Source organism: Leclercia sp. LTM14, from assembly GCF_023736175.1.
Taxonomy (GTDB): domain Bacteria; phylum Pseudomonadota; class Gammaproteobacteria; order Enterobacterales; family Enterobacteriaceae; genus Enterobacter; species Enterobacter barmai.
Genome location: NZ_JAIKTT010000002.1, coordinates 531,645 through 548,656 on the forward strand (window position 1 = coordinate 531,645; position 17,012 = coordinate 548,656).

At 58.5% G+C, this 17,012-nt stretch carries 18 protein-coding genes; 14 read left to right on the forward strand and 4 right to left on the reverse strand.

Annotated elements, in window-relative coordinates:
- Positions 1-34: 34 nt before the first annotated feature.
- Positions 35-889, reverse strand: coding sequence for an alpha/beta fold hydrolase (locus K5I40_RS06965; RefSeq protein WP_223074163.1), 855 nt, complete (start codon positions 887-889; stop codon positions 35-37).
- A 15-nt stretch (positions 890-904) separates the two neighbouring features.
- A complete protein-coding gene (locus tag K5I40_RS06970) occupies positions 905-1,876 on the reverse strand; it encodes an MBL fold metallo-hydrolase (protein ID WP_251929573.1) in 972 nt (323 codons plus the stop codon).
- Between the two features lie 117 nt (positions 1,877-1,993).
- Here K5I40_RS06970 and K5I40_RS06975 point away from each other — a divergent pair, with 117 nt between their 5' ends.
- Complete coding sequence (locus K5I40_RS06975) at positions 1,994-2,884, forward strand: LysR family transcriptional regulator (protein ID WP_223074165.1); 891 nt, start codon at positions 1,994-1,996, stop codon at positions 2,882-2,884.
- Positions 2,885-2,892: 8 nt separating this feature from the next.
- On the opposite strand, the gene K5I40_RS06980 is transcribed toward K5I40_RS06975, so the two are convergent.
- Positions 2,893-3,921 (reverse strand): Mal regulon transcriptional regulator MalI, encoded by a 1,029-nt coding sequence (locus tag K5I40_RS06980; protein WP_039029174.1) that lies wholly within the window; start codon positions 3,919-3,921, stop codon positions 2,893-2,895.
- Positions 3,922-4,099: 178 nt separating this feature from the next.
- Between K5I40_RS06980 and malX the strand changes: the two genes are divergently transcribed.
- The 3 genes from malX (at position 4,100) to add (ending at position 8,009) form a co-directional block, all read left to right on the forward strand.
- On the forward strand, positions 4,100-5,692 hold the full coding sequence (gene malX / locus K5I40_RS06985) for a maltose/glucose-specific PTS transporter subunit IIBC (RefSeq protein WP_138368847.1): 1,593 nt from the start codon (positions 4,100-4,102) through the stop codon (positions 5,690-5,692).
- Positions 5,693-5,738: 46 nt separating this feature from the next.
- On the forward strand, positions 5,739-6,911 hold the full coding sequence (locus tag K5I40_RS06990; RefSeq protein WP_223074166.1) for a MalY/PatB family protein: 1,173 nt from the start codon (positions 5,739-5,741) through the stop codon (positions 6,909-6,911).
- 96 nt (positions 6,912-7,007) lie between these two features.
- Positions 7,008-8,009: an adenosine deaminase gene (add, locus tag K5I40_RS06995; protein ID WP_223074167.1), complete on the forward strand. Its 1,002-nt coding sequence runs from the start codon at positions 7,008-7,010 to the stop codon at positions 8,007-8,009.
- A gap of 31 nt (positions 8,010-8,040) precedes the next feature.
- On the opposite strand, the gene K5I40_RS07000 is transcribed toward add, so the two are convergent.
- A complete protein-coding gene (locus tag K5I40_RS07000) occupies positions 8,041-9,081 on the reverse strand; it encodes an oxidoreductase (RefSeq protein ID WP_138368844.1) in 1,041 nt (346 codons plus the stop codon).
- Positions 9,082-9,325: 244 nt separating this feature from the next.
- Between K5I40_RS07000 and blr the strand changes: the two genes are divergently transcribed.
- The 10 genes from blr to nth all read left to right on the forward strand — a co-directional run bounded on the left by blr (position 9,326) and on the right by nth (position 16,777).
- Positions 9,326-9,484: a division septum protein Blr gene (blr, locus tag K5I40_RS07005; RefSeq protein ID WP_171029932.1), complete on the forward strand. Its 159-nt coding sequence runs from the start codon at positions 9,326-9,328 to the stop codon at positions 9,482-9,484.
- Between the two features lie 202 nt (positions 9,485-9,686).
- Positions 9,687-9,902, forward strand: a complete 216-nt coding sequence (ydgT, locus tag K5I40_RS07010; protein WP_039029168.1) for a transcription modulator YdgT — start codon at positions 9,687-9,689, stop codon at positions 9,900-9,902.
- Positions 9,903-9,985: 83 nt separating this feature from the next.
- On the forward strand, positions 9,986-10,426 hold the full coding sequence (locus K5I40_RS07015) for a DUF2569 domain-containing protein (protein ID WP_223074168.1): 441 nt from the start codon (positions 9,986-9,988) through the stop codon (positions 10,424-10,426).
- Between the two features lie 76 nt (positions 10,427-10,502).
- On the forward strand, positions 10,503-11,084 hold the full coding sequence (rsxA, locus tag K5I40_RS07020) for an electron transport complex subunit RsxA (RefSeq protein WP_039029166.1): 582 nt from the start codon (positions 10,503-10,505) through the stop codon (positions 11,082-11,084).
- On the forward strand, positions 11,084-11,662 hold the full coding sequence (rsxB, locus tag K5I40_RS07025; RefSeq protein WP_039029165.1) for an electron transport complex subunit RsxB: 579 nt from the start codon (positions 11,084-11,086) through the stop codon (positions 11,660-11,662). Before rsxA ends, rsxB begins: the two co-directional genes overlap by 1 nt.
- On the forward strand, positions 11,655-13,772 hold the full coding sequence (gene rsxC / locus K5I40_RS07030) for an electron transport complex subunit RsxC (RefSeq protein ID WP_223074169.1): 2,118 nt from the start codon (positions 11,655-11,657) through the stop codon (positions 13,770-13,772). Before rsxB ends, rsxC begins: the two co-directional genes overlap by 8 nt.
- Complete coding sequence (rsxD, locus tag K5I40_RS07035) at positions 13,773-14,825, forward strand: electron transport complex subunit RsxD (RefSeq protein WP_039029163.1); 1,053 nt, start codon at positions 13,773-13,775, stop codon at positions 14,823-14,825.
- A 10-nt stretch (positions 14,826-14,835) separates the two neighbouring features.
- On the forward strand, positions 14,836-15,456 hold the full coding sequence (gene rsxG / locus K5I40_RS07040; protein ID WP_223074170.1) for an electron transport complex subunit RsxG: 621 nt from the start codon (positions 14,836-14,838) through the stop codon (positions 15,454-15,456).
- A 2-nt stretch (positions 15,457-15,458) separates the two neighbouring features.
- On the forward strand, positions 15,459-16,142 hold the full coding sequence (locus K5I40_RS07045) for an electron transport complex subunit E (protein ID WP_039029161.1): 684 nt from the start codon (positions 15,459-15,461) through the stop codon (positions 16,140-16,142).
- Positions 16,142-16,777, forward strand: coding sequence for an endonuclease III (nth, locus tag K5I40_RS07050; protein ID WP_039029160.1), 636 nt, complete (start codon positions 16,142-16,144; stop codon positions 16,775-16,777). Before K5I40_RS07045 ends, nth begins: the two co-directional genes overlap by 1 nt.
- Positions 16,778-17,012 lie beyond the last annotated feature (235 nt).

The window sequence follows — 17,012 nt, forward strand, 5'->3', positions numbered from 1 at the left end:
TTAACCCCTCTTCGGAGGGGTTTTTTATTGCCGCTTATCCTTTCCAGCCGGTAAGGAAATCCAGCAGCAGGGCATTGACCTTCTCCGGCTGCTCTTCCTGCGGCAGATGACCGCACTCCTCAATGGCATACGCCCTGAGATCGTCCGCCATTTCCGCCCAGACGCTTTGCATATCGAACAGCTTTCCGACGGCGTGGAAATCATTGCCCCACAGCGACATCACCGGGCAGGCAATTTTGACGTCAGCGTCGGCAAGATCCTGCGCCACATCCTCCGCGTTAGCGCGATAATCCGCCATGGCCCCGCGCACGGCTCCGGGGGCCTGATACGCCCGGACATAGGTATCAAATGCCTCGCCGCTGATGGTTGAGGGATCAAAGGTCCAGTCCGAGAAGAAGTGACGCAGCCAGATATGCTCCCGACCGGCAATCAGGGCTTCCGGCAGATCGGGCACCAGGTGGAACAGGAAGAACCAGTACGCCCGGGCGATGGAGGCATTTAAATCGCGCGCAACGATACGCGTCGGAACGTTATCCATCACCACCAGACGGTCCACCAGCTCCGGATAATCTTTCGCAAAGCGGGTTGCGACCCGCGCCCCACGGTCGTGCCCCACCAGCACCACTTTTTCCAGCCCCAGCGCGCGCATCAGCTCCCGAATATCCCGCGCCATATTGCGTTTATCGTAGCCGGAGGCAGGTTTATCGGTTTCCCCGTAGCCACGCAAATCCGGAGCGATTACCCGGTAGTGTTTTGACAGAACGGGGATCTGATAGCGCCAGGCGTAATTGGTTTCCGGAAAACCGTGCAGCAGGATAACCGGGGCGCCTTCGCCCTCCTCAACCACAAACTGACGGATGCCGTTTGCCATAACGGTATAACTTTTCATCTTTATTCCCTCGCCTTATTTCAGCAGTGGTACATCGGCCGCACGCTGCCAGGGGCCGTAGTTCGCCGGATTCCAGCTGTAACCCTGCGGGATTGTGGAGAGCTGGCCGATCCCCGGGAAGGCCAGATGCGCCGCCGCCAGCCACTCGCCATCTTTCGCCAGGGCGTTAAATTCTTTTTCACGGGACGCGGAGGCTTTCTTCGCGTCTACGTCAAAGCGAATCGTCACTTCAGGGTGCGGGAACTGCACGGCGGGCGCATGGATCAGATCGCCAATGAAGTTAACGGCCTTCCCTTCTGAGGCAAAGCGGTAGAGGGTGCTGCCAGGGGTATGGCCAATGGCATAGGCGGTCTGGACCTCCGGAATGGGCGAGGCGGGCGGCACAAAGGTTTTCAGCAGTCCGGCCGCTTTATAGGCTGCCAGGGCGTCCCGGGCGATGGCGAAATACTCCTTCGCATTCGCCGGGGCACTGGCTTCTTTCGCCGGATCCAGCCAGTAGTCGGCTTCCCCCTGCGGCACGTAAACCGTGGCATTGGGGAACAGCGCTTTACCGGCGGCATCGCTCAGACCGCACACATGGTCCAGGTGAAGGTGGGTCAGGAAGATGGTGTCAACCTGCTCGGGGCGATACCCGGACGCCGTCATATTGGGGATCAGCTGTCCGGCGGTTTGCGGTACACAGTGGCCCGCCCCGCTGTCAATCATCACCAGATGTTTCCCGGTATTGATCAGAAAAGCGTTGAATGAGGTGGGCATGCGCTCGGCATCAATCTTATGTTGCGCCAGCAGCTCGCGTATTTTGCTGGCCGACAGCCCTTTTAATAAGGAGGGCGAGAGATCGTTGTAGCCGTCGAACAGCGCCGTGACTTCATAGGCTCCGACAGCCAGGCGGTAATATCCCGGCACCTGCTGTTTAATCTGGGCGGGCGCATCAGCCAGGACGGCGCTGGCCACAAACAGGCTGCTGAGGGCTAAAACTGCGGTCATCTTTTTCATCTTCACTCCGAATTCACCGTTAATCTGAATGTGAAGTGACTATGGCGCTATAACGACAATTAGTGTAGATGTGTAATTTGATAGGCCAGCATAACGAGAATCGAGATAATGAGACTGGAAGAGGTAGAAGTGTTCGTGGAAGCGATCAAAGCGGGCAGTCTGGCGGGCGCCGCGCGTCGGCTGTCGATGAGCGCCATGGCGGCTTCGCGGTGCCTCAATAATCTGGAGGCGGAGCTTGGGGTAAGGCTGGTGCATCGCACCACGCGCTCCCTTTCCCCCACCAGCGACGGCGCGGTATTTTTGCCCCATGCCCAGGCGCTGCTGGAGGACAAAACCAATGCTCTTGCCGATCTGTTTCCTGACGGCACCCACCTTACCGGGCGGCTGCGCATCACCGCCTCGGCCGCGTTTGGGCGGAAGATCATCGCCCCGATGCTGCCCGACTTTATGCGCCAGCATCCTGCCCTGCAGGTGGATCTGCTCGCCACCGATGAGCAGGTTGATATTGTCGCCAGAGGAATCGACGTGGCGTTACGTATCGCCCCGCTGCGGGACAACCGTCTGGTGGCGCATCGCCTCTGTGATAATCCCCGCGATTTGTGCGCCAGCGCTGAGTATCTGGCGGCGAACGGCTATCCGAAAACCCTCAGCGATCTGGCGACGCACAGCTGCTTAACCACCTCCGATACTACCCACTGGACGTTTGACGAGAGCGGGCAGCGCAGCAAACAGAAGGTATCCGGGCGATTTTCGGCGAACTCCATTGAGGCGATCTTTGAGGCGTGTCTGGGGGGAATGGGCATCGCCAACCTCTCCCGCTGGTACGTTGAGCCCGCCCTGGCGCAGGGCCAGCTTGAGCGGATTGTACTGGAGGATGCCCAACCGGAGGCCCTGGCCGTCTGGGCCGTCTACCCGACGTCGCGACTGATCCCGGTGAAGGTACGTAAGTTTGTTGAAGCCCTTGAGGCGCGGCTGGCGATTAACCCGCTCACGCCATAAGCGTAACGCTATTTCACCGTCACCAGCCGGGCTGAAACGATCTGGTGCCCGGCCTGCACGTCGGATTTCTCGATGCGCTGCATAATGCGGTCTGCCAGGGTGTAGCCCATTTCGCGCGCGGGCGTGGTCGCCCAGACGATGGGCAGATCGTCCAGCGCGTTCTCTGACACATCCGCAAAGGCGCCGAGCGCCACCTGATGACCAAAGAAAGTTTCAACTCCGCCTTCCCCACTTTGCCGTCCGGCACGGATCAGGCCAAACCAGGCCCCCATGGCGATGACGTCGTTGTAGCAGATCACGGCGCTGATGGTCGGGCTGGCGCGCAGCAGTGCATTTATCGCCTCTGCCGCCTGCTTCTGGCTGGAGCCGCACTCCACCACCCACTCGCTGTGGAACGGCAGCCCGTATTTAATCAAGGTCGCGCAGTAGCCGCCCACCCGTTCGGCGCGGGTCAGGGACGAGCTTTGCCCGCCCAGCCAGGCAATGCGCTGATGGCCGCGATGAATAAGATGTTCGGTCAGCATTTGTGCCGCCTGCATGTTGTCCGGGCGCAGGGTATCCGCTTCGTCCAGATAGCTGGCGCGGGAGGCAAACACCAGCGGAACGCCCTTCTGTGCGGCCCGCTCGCACAGCTCATTACTCACCCCGGAGGCTCCGGCGACAATCACGCCATCCACCCCTTGCGTCAGCAGCATGTCGAGACGCTGGAGCAGCTGGTCGGCCTCGCGCCCGCCGGCCAGCAAAAAGACCATCCGCCCCTGGGCTTCCAGCGCTTCCGTCAGGCCTGCGGTGAGCTCAGCATAAAACGGCGACGTGAGGTCGCGGACGATCAGGCCAATCACCCCGCTTTGCCCACCCCGCAGGGCGGATGCCTGGCGGTTGCGGACAAAACCGAGTTGCTCAACCGCCTCGTTGACGCGCTGGCCCGTTGCGGGAGAGATGCGTCCTTTACCGCTCAGAACCAGTGAAACCGTGCTGACGGAAACCCCCGCCGCCAGCGCGACGTCGTTGATGGTGATCTTTTTCGCTACAGCCATGTGGTGGCGTGACTCCCTGATAATGAGATCGCTAAAACGTTTTATCAATACGTTATCTTTATACTCTCTGCCAAAGCCTGAGAATGTGATTTAGCGCGCACTAAACTTTGATAAAACGTTTTATCTTCTCGCAGCACTGAGACAGGTAAACTTATTTTAACAATAAAGGAGTCGTTTTATGACGGCGAAAGCAGCACAAAAAATCTCGCTGTGGGAGTTTTTCCAGCAACTGGGTAAAACCTTTATGCTGCCCGTGGCTCTGCTCTCCTTCTGCGGGATCATGCTGGGGATCGGCAGTTCGCTCAGCAGTCACGATGTCGTTACCCTGATCCCGGCGCTGGGGAACCCCGTGCTGCAGGCGATCTTCATCTGGATGAGCAAGGTCGGCTCCTTTGCCTTTAGCTTCCTGCCGGTGATGTTCTGTATCGCTATCCCGCTGGGGCTGGCGCGCGAGAACAAAGGCGTGGCGGCGTTTGCCGGCTTCGTTGGCTATGCGGTGATGAACCTGGCGGTCAACTTCTGGCTGACCGCGAAAGGTATTCTGCCGACCACCGACGCGGCGGTGCTCAAAGCCAACAACATTCAGAGCGTAATTGGTATTCAGTCTATTGATACCGGGATCCTCGGAGCGGTGATCGCAGGGGTGATTATCTGGATGCTGCACGAGCGTTTCCACAATATCCGCCTGCCGGACGCGCTGGCCTTCTTCGGCGGTACCCGCTTTGTGCCGATTATCACCCTCGTGGTAATGGGTCTGTTTGGTCTGATCATTCCGCTGATTTGGCCTGTCTTTGCCATGGGCATTACCGGCATTGGCCGTATCATTAACAGCGCGGGGGATTTCGGTCCGATGATCTTCGGCACCGGGGAACGCCTGCTGCTGCCGTTTGGACTCCAGCATATTCTTGTCGCCCTGATCCGCTTCACCGAAGCGGGCGGCACCATGGATGTATGCGGTCACGATGTGAGCGGCGCGCTGACCATCTTCCAGGCGCAGCTGAGCTGCCCGACCACCCACGGCTTCTCGGAGAGCGCCACCCGCTTCCTCTCCCAGGGTAAAATGCCTGCCTTCCTCGGCGGCCTGCCGGGTGCGGCGCTGGCAATGTACCACTGCGCCCGTCCGGAAAACCGTCATAAGATTAAAGGCCTGCTGATCTCCGGCGTTATCGCCTGCGTGGTAGGCGGCACCACCGAGCCGATCGAGTTCCTGTTCCTGTTCGTGGCACCGGTGCTGTATCTGATTCACGCCGTGCTGACCGGTCTGGGCTTCACCACCATGGCGGTGCTGGGCGTTACCATCGGCAACACCGACGGCAACGTGATCGACTTCGTGGTGTTCGGTATTCTTCATGGCCTGTCGACCAAGTGGTATCTGGTACCGGTAGTGGCCGCTATCTGGTTTGCGGTGTACTACGGCATCTTCCGCTTCGCCATCACCCGCTTTAACCTGAAAACGCCGGGACGCGATATTGATAACGCGGCAAGCGTGGAACAGGCCGTGGCAGGCGTCACCGGCAAATCCGGCTACAATACCCCGGCAATCCTCGCGGCGCTGGGCGGTGCGGATAATATTACCTCGCTGGACAACTGCATCACCCGTCTGCGTCTGTCGGTGGCGGATATGTCCAAAGTGGATACCAACGCCCTGAAGGCCAACCGCGCCATCGGCGTAGTGCAGCTTAACCAGCACAATTTGCAGGTGGTGATCGGCCCGCAGGTACAGTCAGTGAAAGATGAGCTGGCGACCCTGATGCGAACAGTAGAAGCCTGATGCCTCAGCCCCCTCACCTGAGGGGGTTTTCTTTTAAGGACACGTTATGTTTGATTTTTCAGCCGTCGTGGATCGTCACGGCACCTGGTGTACCCAGTGGGATTACATTGCGGACCGCTTCGGCGCCGCCGATCTGCTGCCCTTTACCATCTCGGATATGGACTTCGCCACCGCCCCCTGCATCATCGAGGCCATGCAATCGCGCATCGGCCACGGGGTGTTTGGCTACAGCCGCTGGAAAAACGACGAATTCCTTGCCGCGGTGGCACACTGGTTCCGCCAGCGCTTTAACAGCACCATCGACACCAACGCCATCGTCTACGGCCCGTCGGTGATCTATATGGTGTCGGAGCTGATCCGCCAGTGGTCAGCGCCCGGCGACGGCGTGGTGATCCACACCCCGGCCTACGACGCGTTTTACAATGCCGTGGCGGGCAATCAGCGTCAGGTGGTCTCCGTTGGCCTGCATAAAACGCCTGCGGGATGGCAGTGCGACATGGCGGAACTGGAAGCGGTGCTGGCCCAGCCGCAGAACACTGTTTTACTGCTTTGCAGCCCGCACAACCCCACCGGCAAGGTCTGGACCCGGGATGAGCTGAACACCATGGCGGATCTGTGCGCGCGTCACGGCGTAGCGGTGATCAGCGATGAGATCCATATGGATATGGTCTTGGGCAACCACCGGCATACCCCGTGGTGCGAGGTGGCGCGCAGCAAATGGGCCCTGCTGACCTCGGGCTCCAAGAGCTTTAACATTCCTGCCCTTACCGGGGCTTACGGGCTTATTGGCGACGAGGCCAGCCGCACGGCGTATTTACAGGCGCTGAAGGGGCGCGACGGGCTCTCTTCGCCGTCGGTGCTGGCACTGGTGGCGCACATTGCCGCTTATGAGCAGGGTGAGGCCTGGCTGGATGCGCTGCGCGGGTATCTGGAGGCCAACTTGCAGTATGTTGCCGACAGGCTCAACGCCGCCTTCCCCGCGTTAAACTGGCAGCCGCCGGAAGCGACCTATCTGGCGTGGGTCGATCTCCGCCCGCTCAACATTGATGACAAGGCGCTGCAAAAGGTGCTGATTGAGCAGCAAAAGGTGGCGATTATGCCGGGCTATATTTACGGCGAAGAGGGTAACGGTTTTATCCGCCTTAACGCCGGATGCCCGCGCAGCAAGCTGGAGCAAGGCGTCGAACGCCTGATTGCCGGGATCAACGCCCTGCGGTGATTTTGTTGCGCAACGGATATTTATCTTGCGCAAATAGCTTTATCATCGGTTTTGTTTTTATAATGTGTCGCACTTCTACTAATAAAGAGTGCGACCATGATTGATACCACCCTCCCGCTAACTGACGTTCACCGCCACCTTGACGGCAACATCCGCGCCCAGACCATTCTGGACCTTGGTCGTCAGTATAATTTAACCCTGCCCGCACAAACCCTGGAGACACTGATCCCCCATGTGCAGGTTACGGAAAACGAGCCGGATCTGGTCAGCTTTTTGAGCAAACTCGACTGGGGGGTAAAAGTTCTCGCCTCGCTGGACGCCTGCCGTCGCGTCGCCTTTGAAAATATCGAAGATGCCGCGCGCAACGGTCTGCACTACGTCGAGCTGCGTTTCTCCCCAGGCTATATGGCGATGACCCATAACTTGCCGGTCGACGGTGTGGTAGAAGCGGTGATCGCAGGGGTTCGCGAAGGGTGCCAAACCTTTAACGTTGAAGCGCGTCTGATCGGGATCATGAGCCGCACCTTCGGCGAAGCCGCCTGCCTGCAGGAGCTTGAAGCCCTGCTGGCGCACCGGGACGGTATTACCGCGGTGGATCTGGCCGGCGATGAGCTGGGCTTCCCGGGCAGCCTGTTCCTTTCCCACTTCAACCGCGCCCGTGATGCTGGCTGGCACATCACCGTGCATGCCGGTGAAGCGGCGGGCCCGGAGAGCATCTGGCAGGCTATTCGTGAGCTGGGTGCCGAGCGAATCGGTCACGGCGTGAAGGCGGTGGAAGACAGGGCTCTGATGGATTTCCTCGCCGAACAGCGCATCGGGATCGAATCCTGTTTAACCTCCAACATTCAGACCAGCACCGTGGCGACGCTGGCGCACCATCCGCTGAAAACCCTCCTCGAGCATGGGGTACTGGCGTCCTTGAACACCGACGATCCGGCGGTTCAGGGTGTGGATATCATTCATGAGTACAACGTGGCTGCCTCGCTGGCAGGATTGAGCCGGGAGCAGATCCGCCAGGCGCAGATCAACGGGCTGGAGATGGCATTTTTAACGCCGGCCGAGAAGCAGGCGCTGCGCGACAAGGTCGCACGCGGATAAGAAAACGCCCGGCACTGCCGGGCGTTGTTTTTTATGCCAGACAGAGAGTCGCGCGATGTTTCGCCGACTCGATACCCAGCTCAATCAGCTCCATAATCTGAATCGCCTGACTGGCCGGAACCGGGTTTTCCCCGTCGCCGTTCAGCGCATCGCGAATACCGGCGTAATAGGCCGGATAGTTGCCCGGCAGCGTCAGCCAGGTCTCTTCCACGAGTTCTTCGCCTTCGACGCGGGTCAGCACACCATCACGCATGTCGTAACCCCAGTCCTCCTGCGGCAGACGTTCGCCGTTCTTCAGACGATCTTCCTGCGGGTCGAGACCAAACTTCACATAGCTGCCGCGGGTGCCGTGGACGATGTAACGCGCGGATTCCGCCGCGGCCACCATGGTGCCGTGCAGCACAACGCGACGCTGCGGGTAGCTCAGCACCGCATGGAAATAGTCCGTCGCCTGCGCACCAGGGCGCAGCTGGGCGAGATCGACATTAAGGCTCACCGGCAGTCCGAACAGGTTGACGGCCTGGTCGAGAAGATGCGGAGCCAGATCGTACCAGATGCCGCTGCCCGGGCCCGCCTGCTCACGCCAGCGGTTACGCACCTGGGGACGGAAACGGTCGAAATGGGATTCAAAGAATGCCACTTCTCCGAGGGAGCCGTCGGCAATCAATGCCTTAACGGTGAGGAAATCGCTGTCCCAACGACGGTTGTGGAACACGGAGAGCAGTTTACCCAGGCTTTTCGCCAGCGCATCCAGCTCGCGCGCCTGTGACAACGTCACGGTGAACGGTTTATCCACGACCACATGCTTGCCTGCTTCCAGGGCCGCTTTCGCCAGCGGGAAGTGGGTGTCGTTCGGCGTCGGGATGACGATCAGATCGATAGTCGGATCGTTAAAAAGATGCTTCGGCTCGGAAACCACCGGCACGTTTGGCCAGTCGGCGTGGACTTTTGTCGCATCGCTGCTGGAAATTGCTGCCAGCTCCATCCCCGGAGTGCCATCAATCAGCGGGGCGTGAAACGTTTTACTCGCATAACCATAACCTATTAATCCAACACGGATTTTGTCGCTCATGAAATCGCCTCTCATCTTTTGACACTCATATTTCACACTATCTCTTCTCACCTCACAATAGATTAATCTGGCACTCCTCGCTTTAAAGCAACACAAGCAATCAGTAATTTCTGATTAACATTTATAACTCGCTGAATACAATCGTAAAACATCAATGCAAAGCGCTTGCCGGAAGGCATAGCGCGCTGTAAAATTCTGGATCTGTATTTATGGATAAAACAAATAACGAATCATGACGACAATAATTAATCGAATTATCGAGTTAGCAGGGTGGATTGTGCTGGGCGTGTCGGTGATATTGCTGGGCATTGCCAGCCATATTGATAACTACCAGCCGCCAGAACCGGTGAATACGGTCAATCAAGCCAAGCCTCATGCACTGATCAAAAATAGTGACATATGATGTCAGTTGCTTATTGCCAGCCGTCATGAACAGCGTTACCCTTCTTCGCCAGGCGTCGGCCGACGCCTGATTTCGTCAGCAAAGAATATTCTTAATTTTGCCGATGCGTTTCTGCAAAATGTTTACGTCTTATTTGAACCGTTTATTATTCGACCGAATTACTCCTTTGGTATTACTCACTCGTATATGGAAAATTATTAAAATGACAGTTCAGGACTATTTATTAAAGTTTCGCAAAATTAATTCCCTTGAAAGTCTGGAAAAGCTCTTTGATCACCTGAATTATACCCTGAATGATAATCAGGAGATTATCAGCATGTACCGCGCCGCCGATCACCGTCGCGCAGAGCTGGTCTCTGGTGGACGCCTGTTCAACGTCGGCGAAGTGCCTAAGTCAGTGTGGCGTTACGTGCTCTAAAAGGATACTCATTCCCCGGAAATGTTATATACTCTCGCCCCTGCTAATTTGCGGTTCGCGCTTTAATGACTTCGGGAGAGAACATGACCACTACGGCTGGAGAAACAATTGGCGGCTGGTTACTTGCTCCGCTTGCCTGGCTGCTGGTTGCATTATTAAGTGCCTCGCTGGCCCTGGTACTTTACTCTACTGCGTTAATTACGCCGCACGCGTTAAAGACGCTTGGTGCGCAAAATACGACTGCTATTGTCATGTGGTTTATTTCCTTCGCCTTCGCGATTGCCATGTGGTACTACACGCTGTGGCTGACCATTGCGTTTTTCAAACGCCGCCGCAGTGTGCCTAAGCACTATATTATCTGGCTGCTTGTCTCCGTATTGCTGGCCGTGAAGGCCTTCGCTTTTTCGCCGGTATCCGATGCGCTGGCGCTGAGACAACTTCTCTTCCCACTGCTGGTGACCGCGCTGTTTGTGCCCTACTTTAAGCGCTCGGCACGCGTGAAGAACACCTTTGTGAACCCGTAATAACCTTACAGTTAACCTGTTGTCGCCTGCGGCGGTTTATCCGATAATAGGCGGCTTTTTTATGTCAGGCTAAATAATGACCGATTACTTACTGCTCTTTGTCGGCACGGTGCTGGTAAACAACTTCGTTCTCGTGAAGTTCCTTGGCCTGTGCCCGTTTATGGGCGTCTCCAAAAAGCTGGAAACGGCGATGGGGATGGGGCTGGCAACCACCTTCGTGCTGACCCTGGCCTCGATCTGCGCCTGGTGGGTAGATACCTGGATCTTAATCCCCCTTGGTCTGACCTATCTGCGCACGCTGGCCTTTATTCTGGTTATCGCTGTGGTGGTGCAGTTCACCGAAATGGTGGTGCGTAAAACCAGCCCGGCGCTCTACCGCCTGCTCGGCATCTTCCTGCCGCTGATCACCACCAACTGTGCGGTGCTCGGCGTGGCGCTGCTCAACATTAACCTTGGGCACAATTTCCTGCAGTCGGCGCTGTACGGCTTTTCCGCCGCGGTCGGCTTCTCGCTGGTGATGGTGCTGTTTGCGGCGATCCGCGAACGCCTGGTGGCGGCCGATATCCCGGCACCGTTTCGCGGTAACGCCATCGCGCTGGTTACCGCCGGTCTTATGTCTCTGGCCTTTATGGGCTTTAGTGGTCTGGTGAAGCTGTAATGAATGCAATCTGGATTGCCATTGCTGTCCTCGGCGTTCTGGGACTGCTGTTTGGCGTTATTCTCGGTTACGCCTCACGCCGCTTTGCGGTAGAGGACGATCCGGTTGTCGAAAAAATTGATGAGCTGCTGCCGCAAAGCCAGTGCGGGCAGTGCGGCTACCCTGGCTGTCGCCCTTACGCCGAGGCGGTGGGCACCGGCGGCGAGAAAATTAACCGCTGTGCCCCTGGCGGCGAAGCGGTAATGCTCAAAATTGCCGGACTGCTGAACGTGGAACCCCAGCCGGTCGACGGTGACGAGAGCGCCCAGGAGCCGGTGCGCATGCTGGCGGTGATTGATGAGCCCAACTGCATCGGCTGCACCAAATGTATTCAGGCCTGCCCGGTGGATGCCATCGTGGGCGCCACGCGCGCCATGCATACCGTGATGGAAGATCTGTGTACCGGCTGTAACCTCTGTGTTGCCCCCTGCCCGACCCAGTGCATTGAGTTACGCCCGGTAGCAACCACAACTGACAGCTGGAAATGGGATCTTCAGACCATTCCGGTGCGCATTATTCCTGTGGAACAACATGCTTAAGTTATTTTCTGCCTTCAGAAAAGAGAAGATCTGGGATTTCGACGGCGGTATTCACCCGCCGGAGATGAAAACCCAGTCCAGCGGCACGCCGCTGCGCCAGATCCCGCTGGCCAACCGTTTTATTATCCCCCTGAAACAGCACATCGGCGCTGAGGGTGAGCTGTGCGTGAAGCCTGGCGACAGCGTGTTACGCGGCCAGCCCCTGACCTTCGGGCGCGGGCGTATGCTGCCTGTACATGCCCCGACCTCCGGCACCGTGGTGGCGATTGCCCCCCATACGGTGGCCCACCCTTCCGCGCTGTCTGAAATGTGCATCGTGATTGAAGCCGATGGCGAAGATCGCTGGATCGAGCGCGACGGCTGGAGCGACTACCGCAGCCACAGCCGGGAAGAACTGATCGCCCGCATCCATCAGTCCGGCGTCGCCGGTCTGGGCGGCGCAGGCTTCCCGACCGGCAACAAACTGCAGGGCGGCGGCGATAAGATTAAGACCCTGATCATCAACGCCGCCGAGTGCGAACCCTACATTACGGCGGACGATCGTCTGATGCAGGACTGCGCGGCGCAGATCGTCGAGGGTATTCGTATCCTCGCGCACATTCTGCAGCCGCAGGAAGTCCTGATCGGCATCGAAGATAACAAGCCGCAGGCCATCTCCATGCTGCGTGCGGTGCTGGCAGGTAGCCACGACATCAGCCTGCGCGTCATCCCGACCAAATACCCTTCCGGCGGTGCGAAGCAGCTGACCCAGATCTTAACCGGCAAGCAGGTTCCCCACGGCGGTCGTTCGTCTGATATCGGCGTGCTGATGCAGAACGTCGGCACCGCCTATGCCGTGAAACGTGCGGTCATTGACGGCGAACCGCTCACCGAGCGCGTCGTCACCCTCACCGGTGAAGCCGTCAGCCGTCCGGGCAACGTCTGGGCGCGTCTCGGCACTCCTGTCCGCCACCTGCTCGATCAGGCCGGTTTCTGCCCGAGCGCTGAGCAGATGGTGATCATGGGCGGGCCGCTGATGGGCTTTACCCTGCCGTGGCTCGATGTCCCGGTCGTGAAAATTACCAACTGCCTGCTTGCACCGTCCGCCAGCGAAATGGGCGAAGAGCAGGAAGAGAAAGGCTGCATTCGCTGTAGTGCCTGCGCCGACGCCTGTCCGGCAGATCTGCTGCCCCAGCAGCTGTACTGGTACAGCAAAGGGCAGATCCACGACAAAGCAAAATCCCACAACCTGGCCGACTGTATCGAGTGCGGTGCCTGCGCCTGGGTTTGTCCGAGCAATATTCCGCTGGTGCAGTATTTCCGCGTCGAGAAAGCCGAAATTTACGCCATCGCCCAGGAAGAGAAGCGTGCTGCCGAAGCCAAAGCACGTTTTGAAGCGCGCCAGCAGCGTCTTGAGCGTGAGAAAGCCGCCCGCGAGGAGCGCCACAAGAAAGCCGCGGTTCAGCCTGCGGCGAAAGATCAGGACGCCATCAACGCCGCCCTGGCCCGCGTGCGCGAGAAGAAAGCCACCGCTACCGAAGATGTAGTGATCCCGGCAGGTCAGCGCCCGGATAACAGCGAGATGATTGCCGCCCGCGAAGCGCGTAAAGCCGAGGCCCGGGCGCGGCAGGCAGAAAAAGCCCAGGCAGCCGCAGCGCAGCCGGAAGCCGATCCGCGTAAAGCGGCGGTGGAAGCGGCGATTGCCCGCGCCAAAGCCCGCAAAGCGGCCCAGCCGGAAGAAAGCCAGGCCGAACCGGCTCCGGTCGATCCACGTAAAGCCGCGGTCGAAGCGGCGATTGCCCGCGCGAAAGCCCGCAAAGCGGCGCAGCCGGACGACATTCAGATCGAACAGACGCCGGTCGACCCGCGCAAAGCCGCGGTCGAAGCGGCGATTGCCCGTGCGAAAGCCCGTAAAGCGGCGCAGCCGGAAACGACCCCGGAAGAAAAATCCCCTGTCGATCCGCGTAAAGCCGCGGTCGAGGCGGCCATCGCTCGTGCCAAAGCACGCAAGGCGGCGCAGCAGGAAGAAGAACCGGCAGCCAATGACGATCCACGCAAGGCGGCAGTTGCTGCCGCCATCGCGCGCGTCCAGGCGAAGAAAGCCGCACAGCAGGCAGTTAACGAGGATTAAATGGTTTTCAGAATCGCAAGCTCCCCTTATACCCATAACCAGCGCCAGACATCGCGCATTATGATGCTGGTTTGCCTGGCCGCGCTGCCGGGCATTGCCGTTCAGTTCTGGTTTTTCGGCTGGGGTACGCTGCTGCAAATTATCCTCGGCTGTGTCAGCGCCCTGGCGGCTGAAGCGCTGGTGCTTAAGCTGCGTAAAATGGCGGTAAGCAAAATTCTGGCGGACAACTCCGCCCTGCTTACCGGTCTGCTGCTGGCTATCAGTATTCCCCCCTTCGCCCCCTGGTGGATGGTGGTGCTCGGCACCGTATTTGCGGTGATCATCGCCAAGCAGCTGTATGGCGGCCTGGGGCACAACCCCTTTAACCCGGCGATGATTGGCTACGTGGTGCTGCTGATCTCCTTCCCGGTGCAGATGACCAGTTGGCTGCCGCCGCATGACATCGCCGCAACGGTGCCAGGTTTTATGGATGCCGTGCAGGTGATCTTCTCTGGCCATACCGCCAGCGGCGCTGATATGAACAGCCTGCGCATGGGCGTGGATGGTATCAGCCAGGCAACACCGCTCGATACCTTCAAAACCTCCCTGCACGCGGGTCATAGCGTGGAGCAGATCCTGCAGTACCCGATTTACAGCGGCGTGCTGGCGGGCGCAGGCTGGCAGTGGGTTAACCTCGCTTATCTGGCGGGCGGGCTGTTTCTGCTGTGGCAGAAAGCGATCCGCTGGCATATCCCGGTGAGCTTCCTGGTCACTCTGGCGGTCTGTTCCGGGCTGGGCTGGGCGTTCTCGCCTGAGTCGCTGGCTTCGCCGCAGATCCATCTGCTCTCTGGTGCCACCATGCTGGGTGCGTTCTTTATTCTGACCGACCCGGTGACGGCCTCCACCACGAACCGTGGTCGCCTGATTTTTGGTGCGCTGGCCGGTCTGCTGGTATGGCTGATCCGCAGCTTTGGCGGTTACCCGGACGGCGTGGCCTTCGCCGTGCTGCTGGCGAACATTACCGTCCCGCTCATCGACTACTACACTCGTCCGCGCGTGTACGGCCATCGCTAAGGAATACGTCATGTTAAAAACGATGCAAAAACACGGCGTGACGCTGGCGATCTTCGCAGCGGTGCTGACTGGCCTGACCGCGCTGGTCAACGGGTTAACCAAATCCACCATTGATGAGCAGGCAGCTCGTCAGCAGAAGGCGCTGTTTGATCAGGTTATTCCGGCCGATTTGTACGATAACGAACTGCAGAAGAGCTGCTACCTTGTTCAGGCTCCGGCGCTGGGCAAAGGCACTCACCGTATTTACATTGCCCGTAAAGGCGATACCCCGGTCGGCGTGGTGATGGAAGCGACGGCCCCGGACGGTTACTCTGGCGCTATTCAGCTGCTGGTCGGCACCGATTTCTCCGGCACCGTGCTGGGCACGCGCGTGACTCAGCATCACGAAACGCCAGGGCTTGGGGATAAAATCGAAACCCGCTTAAGCGACTGGATTTTGCATTTCGCTGGTAAAACCATCCACGGTATTGACGATCCGGCGTTTGCAGTGAAAAAAGATGGCGGCGAATTCGATCAGTTTACCGGTGCGACCATTACCCCGCGAGCGGTGGTGAATGCCGTTAAGCGCGCGGGCGTCTACGCGCAAACGCTGCCTGCGCAAATTAACAATCTGCCCGCCTGTGAGGAGTGATCATGAGCCAGGTTAAAGAGGTTATTGTCCAGGGGCTGTGGAAGAACAACTCCGCCCTGGTGCAGCTGCTGGGGATGTGTCCGCTGCTGGCCGTCACTTCGACCGCCACCAACGCCCTGGGTCTGGGCCTTGCCACCACGCTGGTGCTGACCCTGACCAATCTGTCGATCTCTGCCCTGCGCCGCTGGACGCCGTCAGAAATTCGTATTCCGATCTACGTGATGATCATCGCCTCGGTGGTGAGCGTCGTGCAGATGCTGATCAACGCCTACGCCTTTGGCCTCTATCAGTCGCTGGGGATTTTTATCCCGCTGATCGTGACCAACTGTATTGTGGTGGGACGCGCCGAAGCCTTTGCGGTGAAAAACGATCCGCTGATTTCAGCCCTTGATGGCTTTGCCATCGGGATGGGGGCAACCGGGGCGATGTTCGTGCTGGGCTCGATGCGCGAAATCCTCGGCAACGGCACCCTGTTCGACGGCGCGGACGCGCTGCTGGGCGGCTGGGCCAAAGCCCTGCGCATTGAAGTGTTCCACACCGATACGCCGTTCCTGCTGGCGATGCTGCCTCCAGGCGCGTTTATTGGCCTCGGCATGATGCTGGCGGTGAAATACCTGATTGATGAGAAACGCAAACGCCGCGCTGCTGCACGCAGCGCAGAGGAAGGGATCCCTGAGAAGGCCTGATGAACAAAGAGAAGCGTTTAACTATTTTGCAGCGCCTGCGGGATAACAACCCGCACCCGACGACCGAACTGAACTTCACCTCGCCGTTTGAACTGCTGATCGCGGTCCTGCTCTCCGCGCAGGCTACGGACGTGAGCGTGAACAAAGCCACCGCCAAGCTCTACCCCGTAGCCAACACGCCCCAGGCGATGCTGGAGCTGGGCGTCGAGGGGGTAAAGTCGTACATCAAGACCATCGGCCTGTTTAACAGCAAAGCCGAGAACGTGATTAAAACCTGCCGGATGCTGATTGAGCTGCACGGCGGCGAAGTACCGGAAGATCGCGCCGCGCTGGAAGCCCTGCCCGGCGTGGGCCGCAAAACCGCCAACGTGGTGCTGAATACCGCCTTTGGCTGGCCGACCATTGCCGTGGATACCCACATCTTCCGCGTCTGCAACCGGACGAATTTCGCCCCGGGCAAAAACGTGGAGCAGGTTGAAGATAAGCTGCTGAAGGTGGTTCCGGCGGAATTTAAGGTCGACTGCCATCACTGGCTGATCCTGCACGGGCGTTACACCTGCATTGCGCGCAAGCCCCGCTGTGGCTCCTGTATTATTGAAGATCTCTGTGAATATAAAGAGAAAACCGATGCCTGAAACCGTCATCCGACGGTTTTTCATGATGTAAATCTCTTACACTAAGCATGACTATCTTTTACTCCCGCCTTTTGCAGTTTTTCCAGCTGAGCTAAAGTGCATGCTTCGCGCATTGTGCGGCCATATAACAATCAAACAGGTTAATTGTTTTTTCGTCAGCGAAATTTTCTATATAAATGTGATCTCGATCACCCTGTTCACACGCTGTTAATTTTATGTGTCAAAAAGGCTATCA

Excerpts from the sequence above, each read along its gene's own strand:
- K5I40_RS06965 (WP_223074163.1), bottom strand. The coding sequence starts at position 889 with ATGAAAAGTTATACCGTTATGGCAAACGGCATCCGTCAGTTTGTGGTT.
- K5I40_RS06970 (WP_251929573.1), bottom strand. The coding sequence starts at position 1,876 with ATGACCGCAGTTTTAGCCCTCAGCAGCCTGTTTGTGGCCAGCGCCGTC.
- K5I40_RS06975 (WP_223074165.1), top strand. The coding sequence starts at position 1,994 with ATGAGACTGGAAGAGGTAGAAGTGTTCGTGGAAGCGATCAAAGCGGGC.
- K5I40_RS06980 (WP_039029174.1), bottom strand. The coding sequence starts at position 3,921 with ATGGCTGTAGCGAAAAAGATCACCATCAACGACGTCGCGCTGGCGGCG.
- malX (WP_138368847.1), top strand. The coding sequence starts at position 4,100 with ATGACGGCGAAAGCAGCACAAAAAATCTCGCTGTGGGAGTTTTTCCAG.
- K5I40_RS06990 (WP_223074166.1), top strand. The coding sequence starts at position 5,739 with ATGTTTGATTTTTCAGCCGTCGTGGATCGTCACGGCACCTGGTGTACC.
- add (WP_223074167.1), top strand. The coding sequence starts at position 7,008 with ATGATTGATACCACCCTCCCGCTAACTGACGTTCACCGCCACCTTGAC.
- K5I40_RS07000 (WP_138368844.1), bottom strand. The coding sequence starts at position 9,081 with ATGAGCGACAAAATCCGTGTTGGATTAATAGGTTATGGTTATGCGAGT.
- ydgT (WP_039029168.1), top strand. The coding sequence starts at position 9,687 with ATGACAGTTCAGGACTATTTATTAAAGTTTCGCAAAATTAATTCCCTT.
- K5I40_RS07015 (WP_223074168.1), top strand. The coding sequence starts at position 9,986 with ATGACCACTACGGCTGGAGAAACAATTGGCGGCTGGTTACTTGCTCCG.
- rsxA (WP_039029166.1), top strand. The coding sequence starts at position 10,503 with ATGACCGATTACTTACTGCTCTTTGTCGGCACGGTGCTGGTAAACAAC.
- rsxB (WP_039029165.1), top strand. The coding sequence starts at position 11,084 with ATGAATGCAATCTGGATTGCCATTGCTGTCCTCGGCGTTCTGGGACTG.
- rsxC (WP_223074169.1), top strand. The coding sequence starts at position 11,655 with ATGCTTAAGTTATTTTCTGCCTTCAGAAAAGAGAAGATCTGGGATTTC.
- rsxD (WP_039029163.1), top strand. The coding sequence starts at position 13,773 with ATGGTTTTCAGAATCGCAAGCTCCCCTTATACCCATAACCAGCGCCAG.
- rsxG (WP_223074170.1), top strand. The coding sequence starts at position 14,836 with ATGTTAAAAACGATGCAAAAACACGGCGTGACGCTGGCGATCTTCGCA.
- K5I40_RS07045 (WP_039029161.1), top strand. The coding sequence starts at position 15,459 with ATGAGCCAGGTTAAAGAGGTTATTGTCCAGGGGCTGTGGAAGAACAAC.
- nth (WP_039029160.1), top strand. The coding sequence starts at position 16,142 with ATGAACAAAGAGAAGCGTTTAACTATTTTGCAGCGCCTGCGGGATAAC.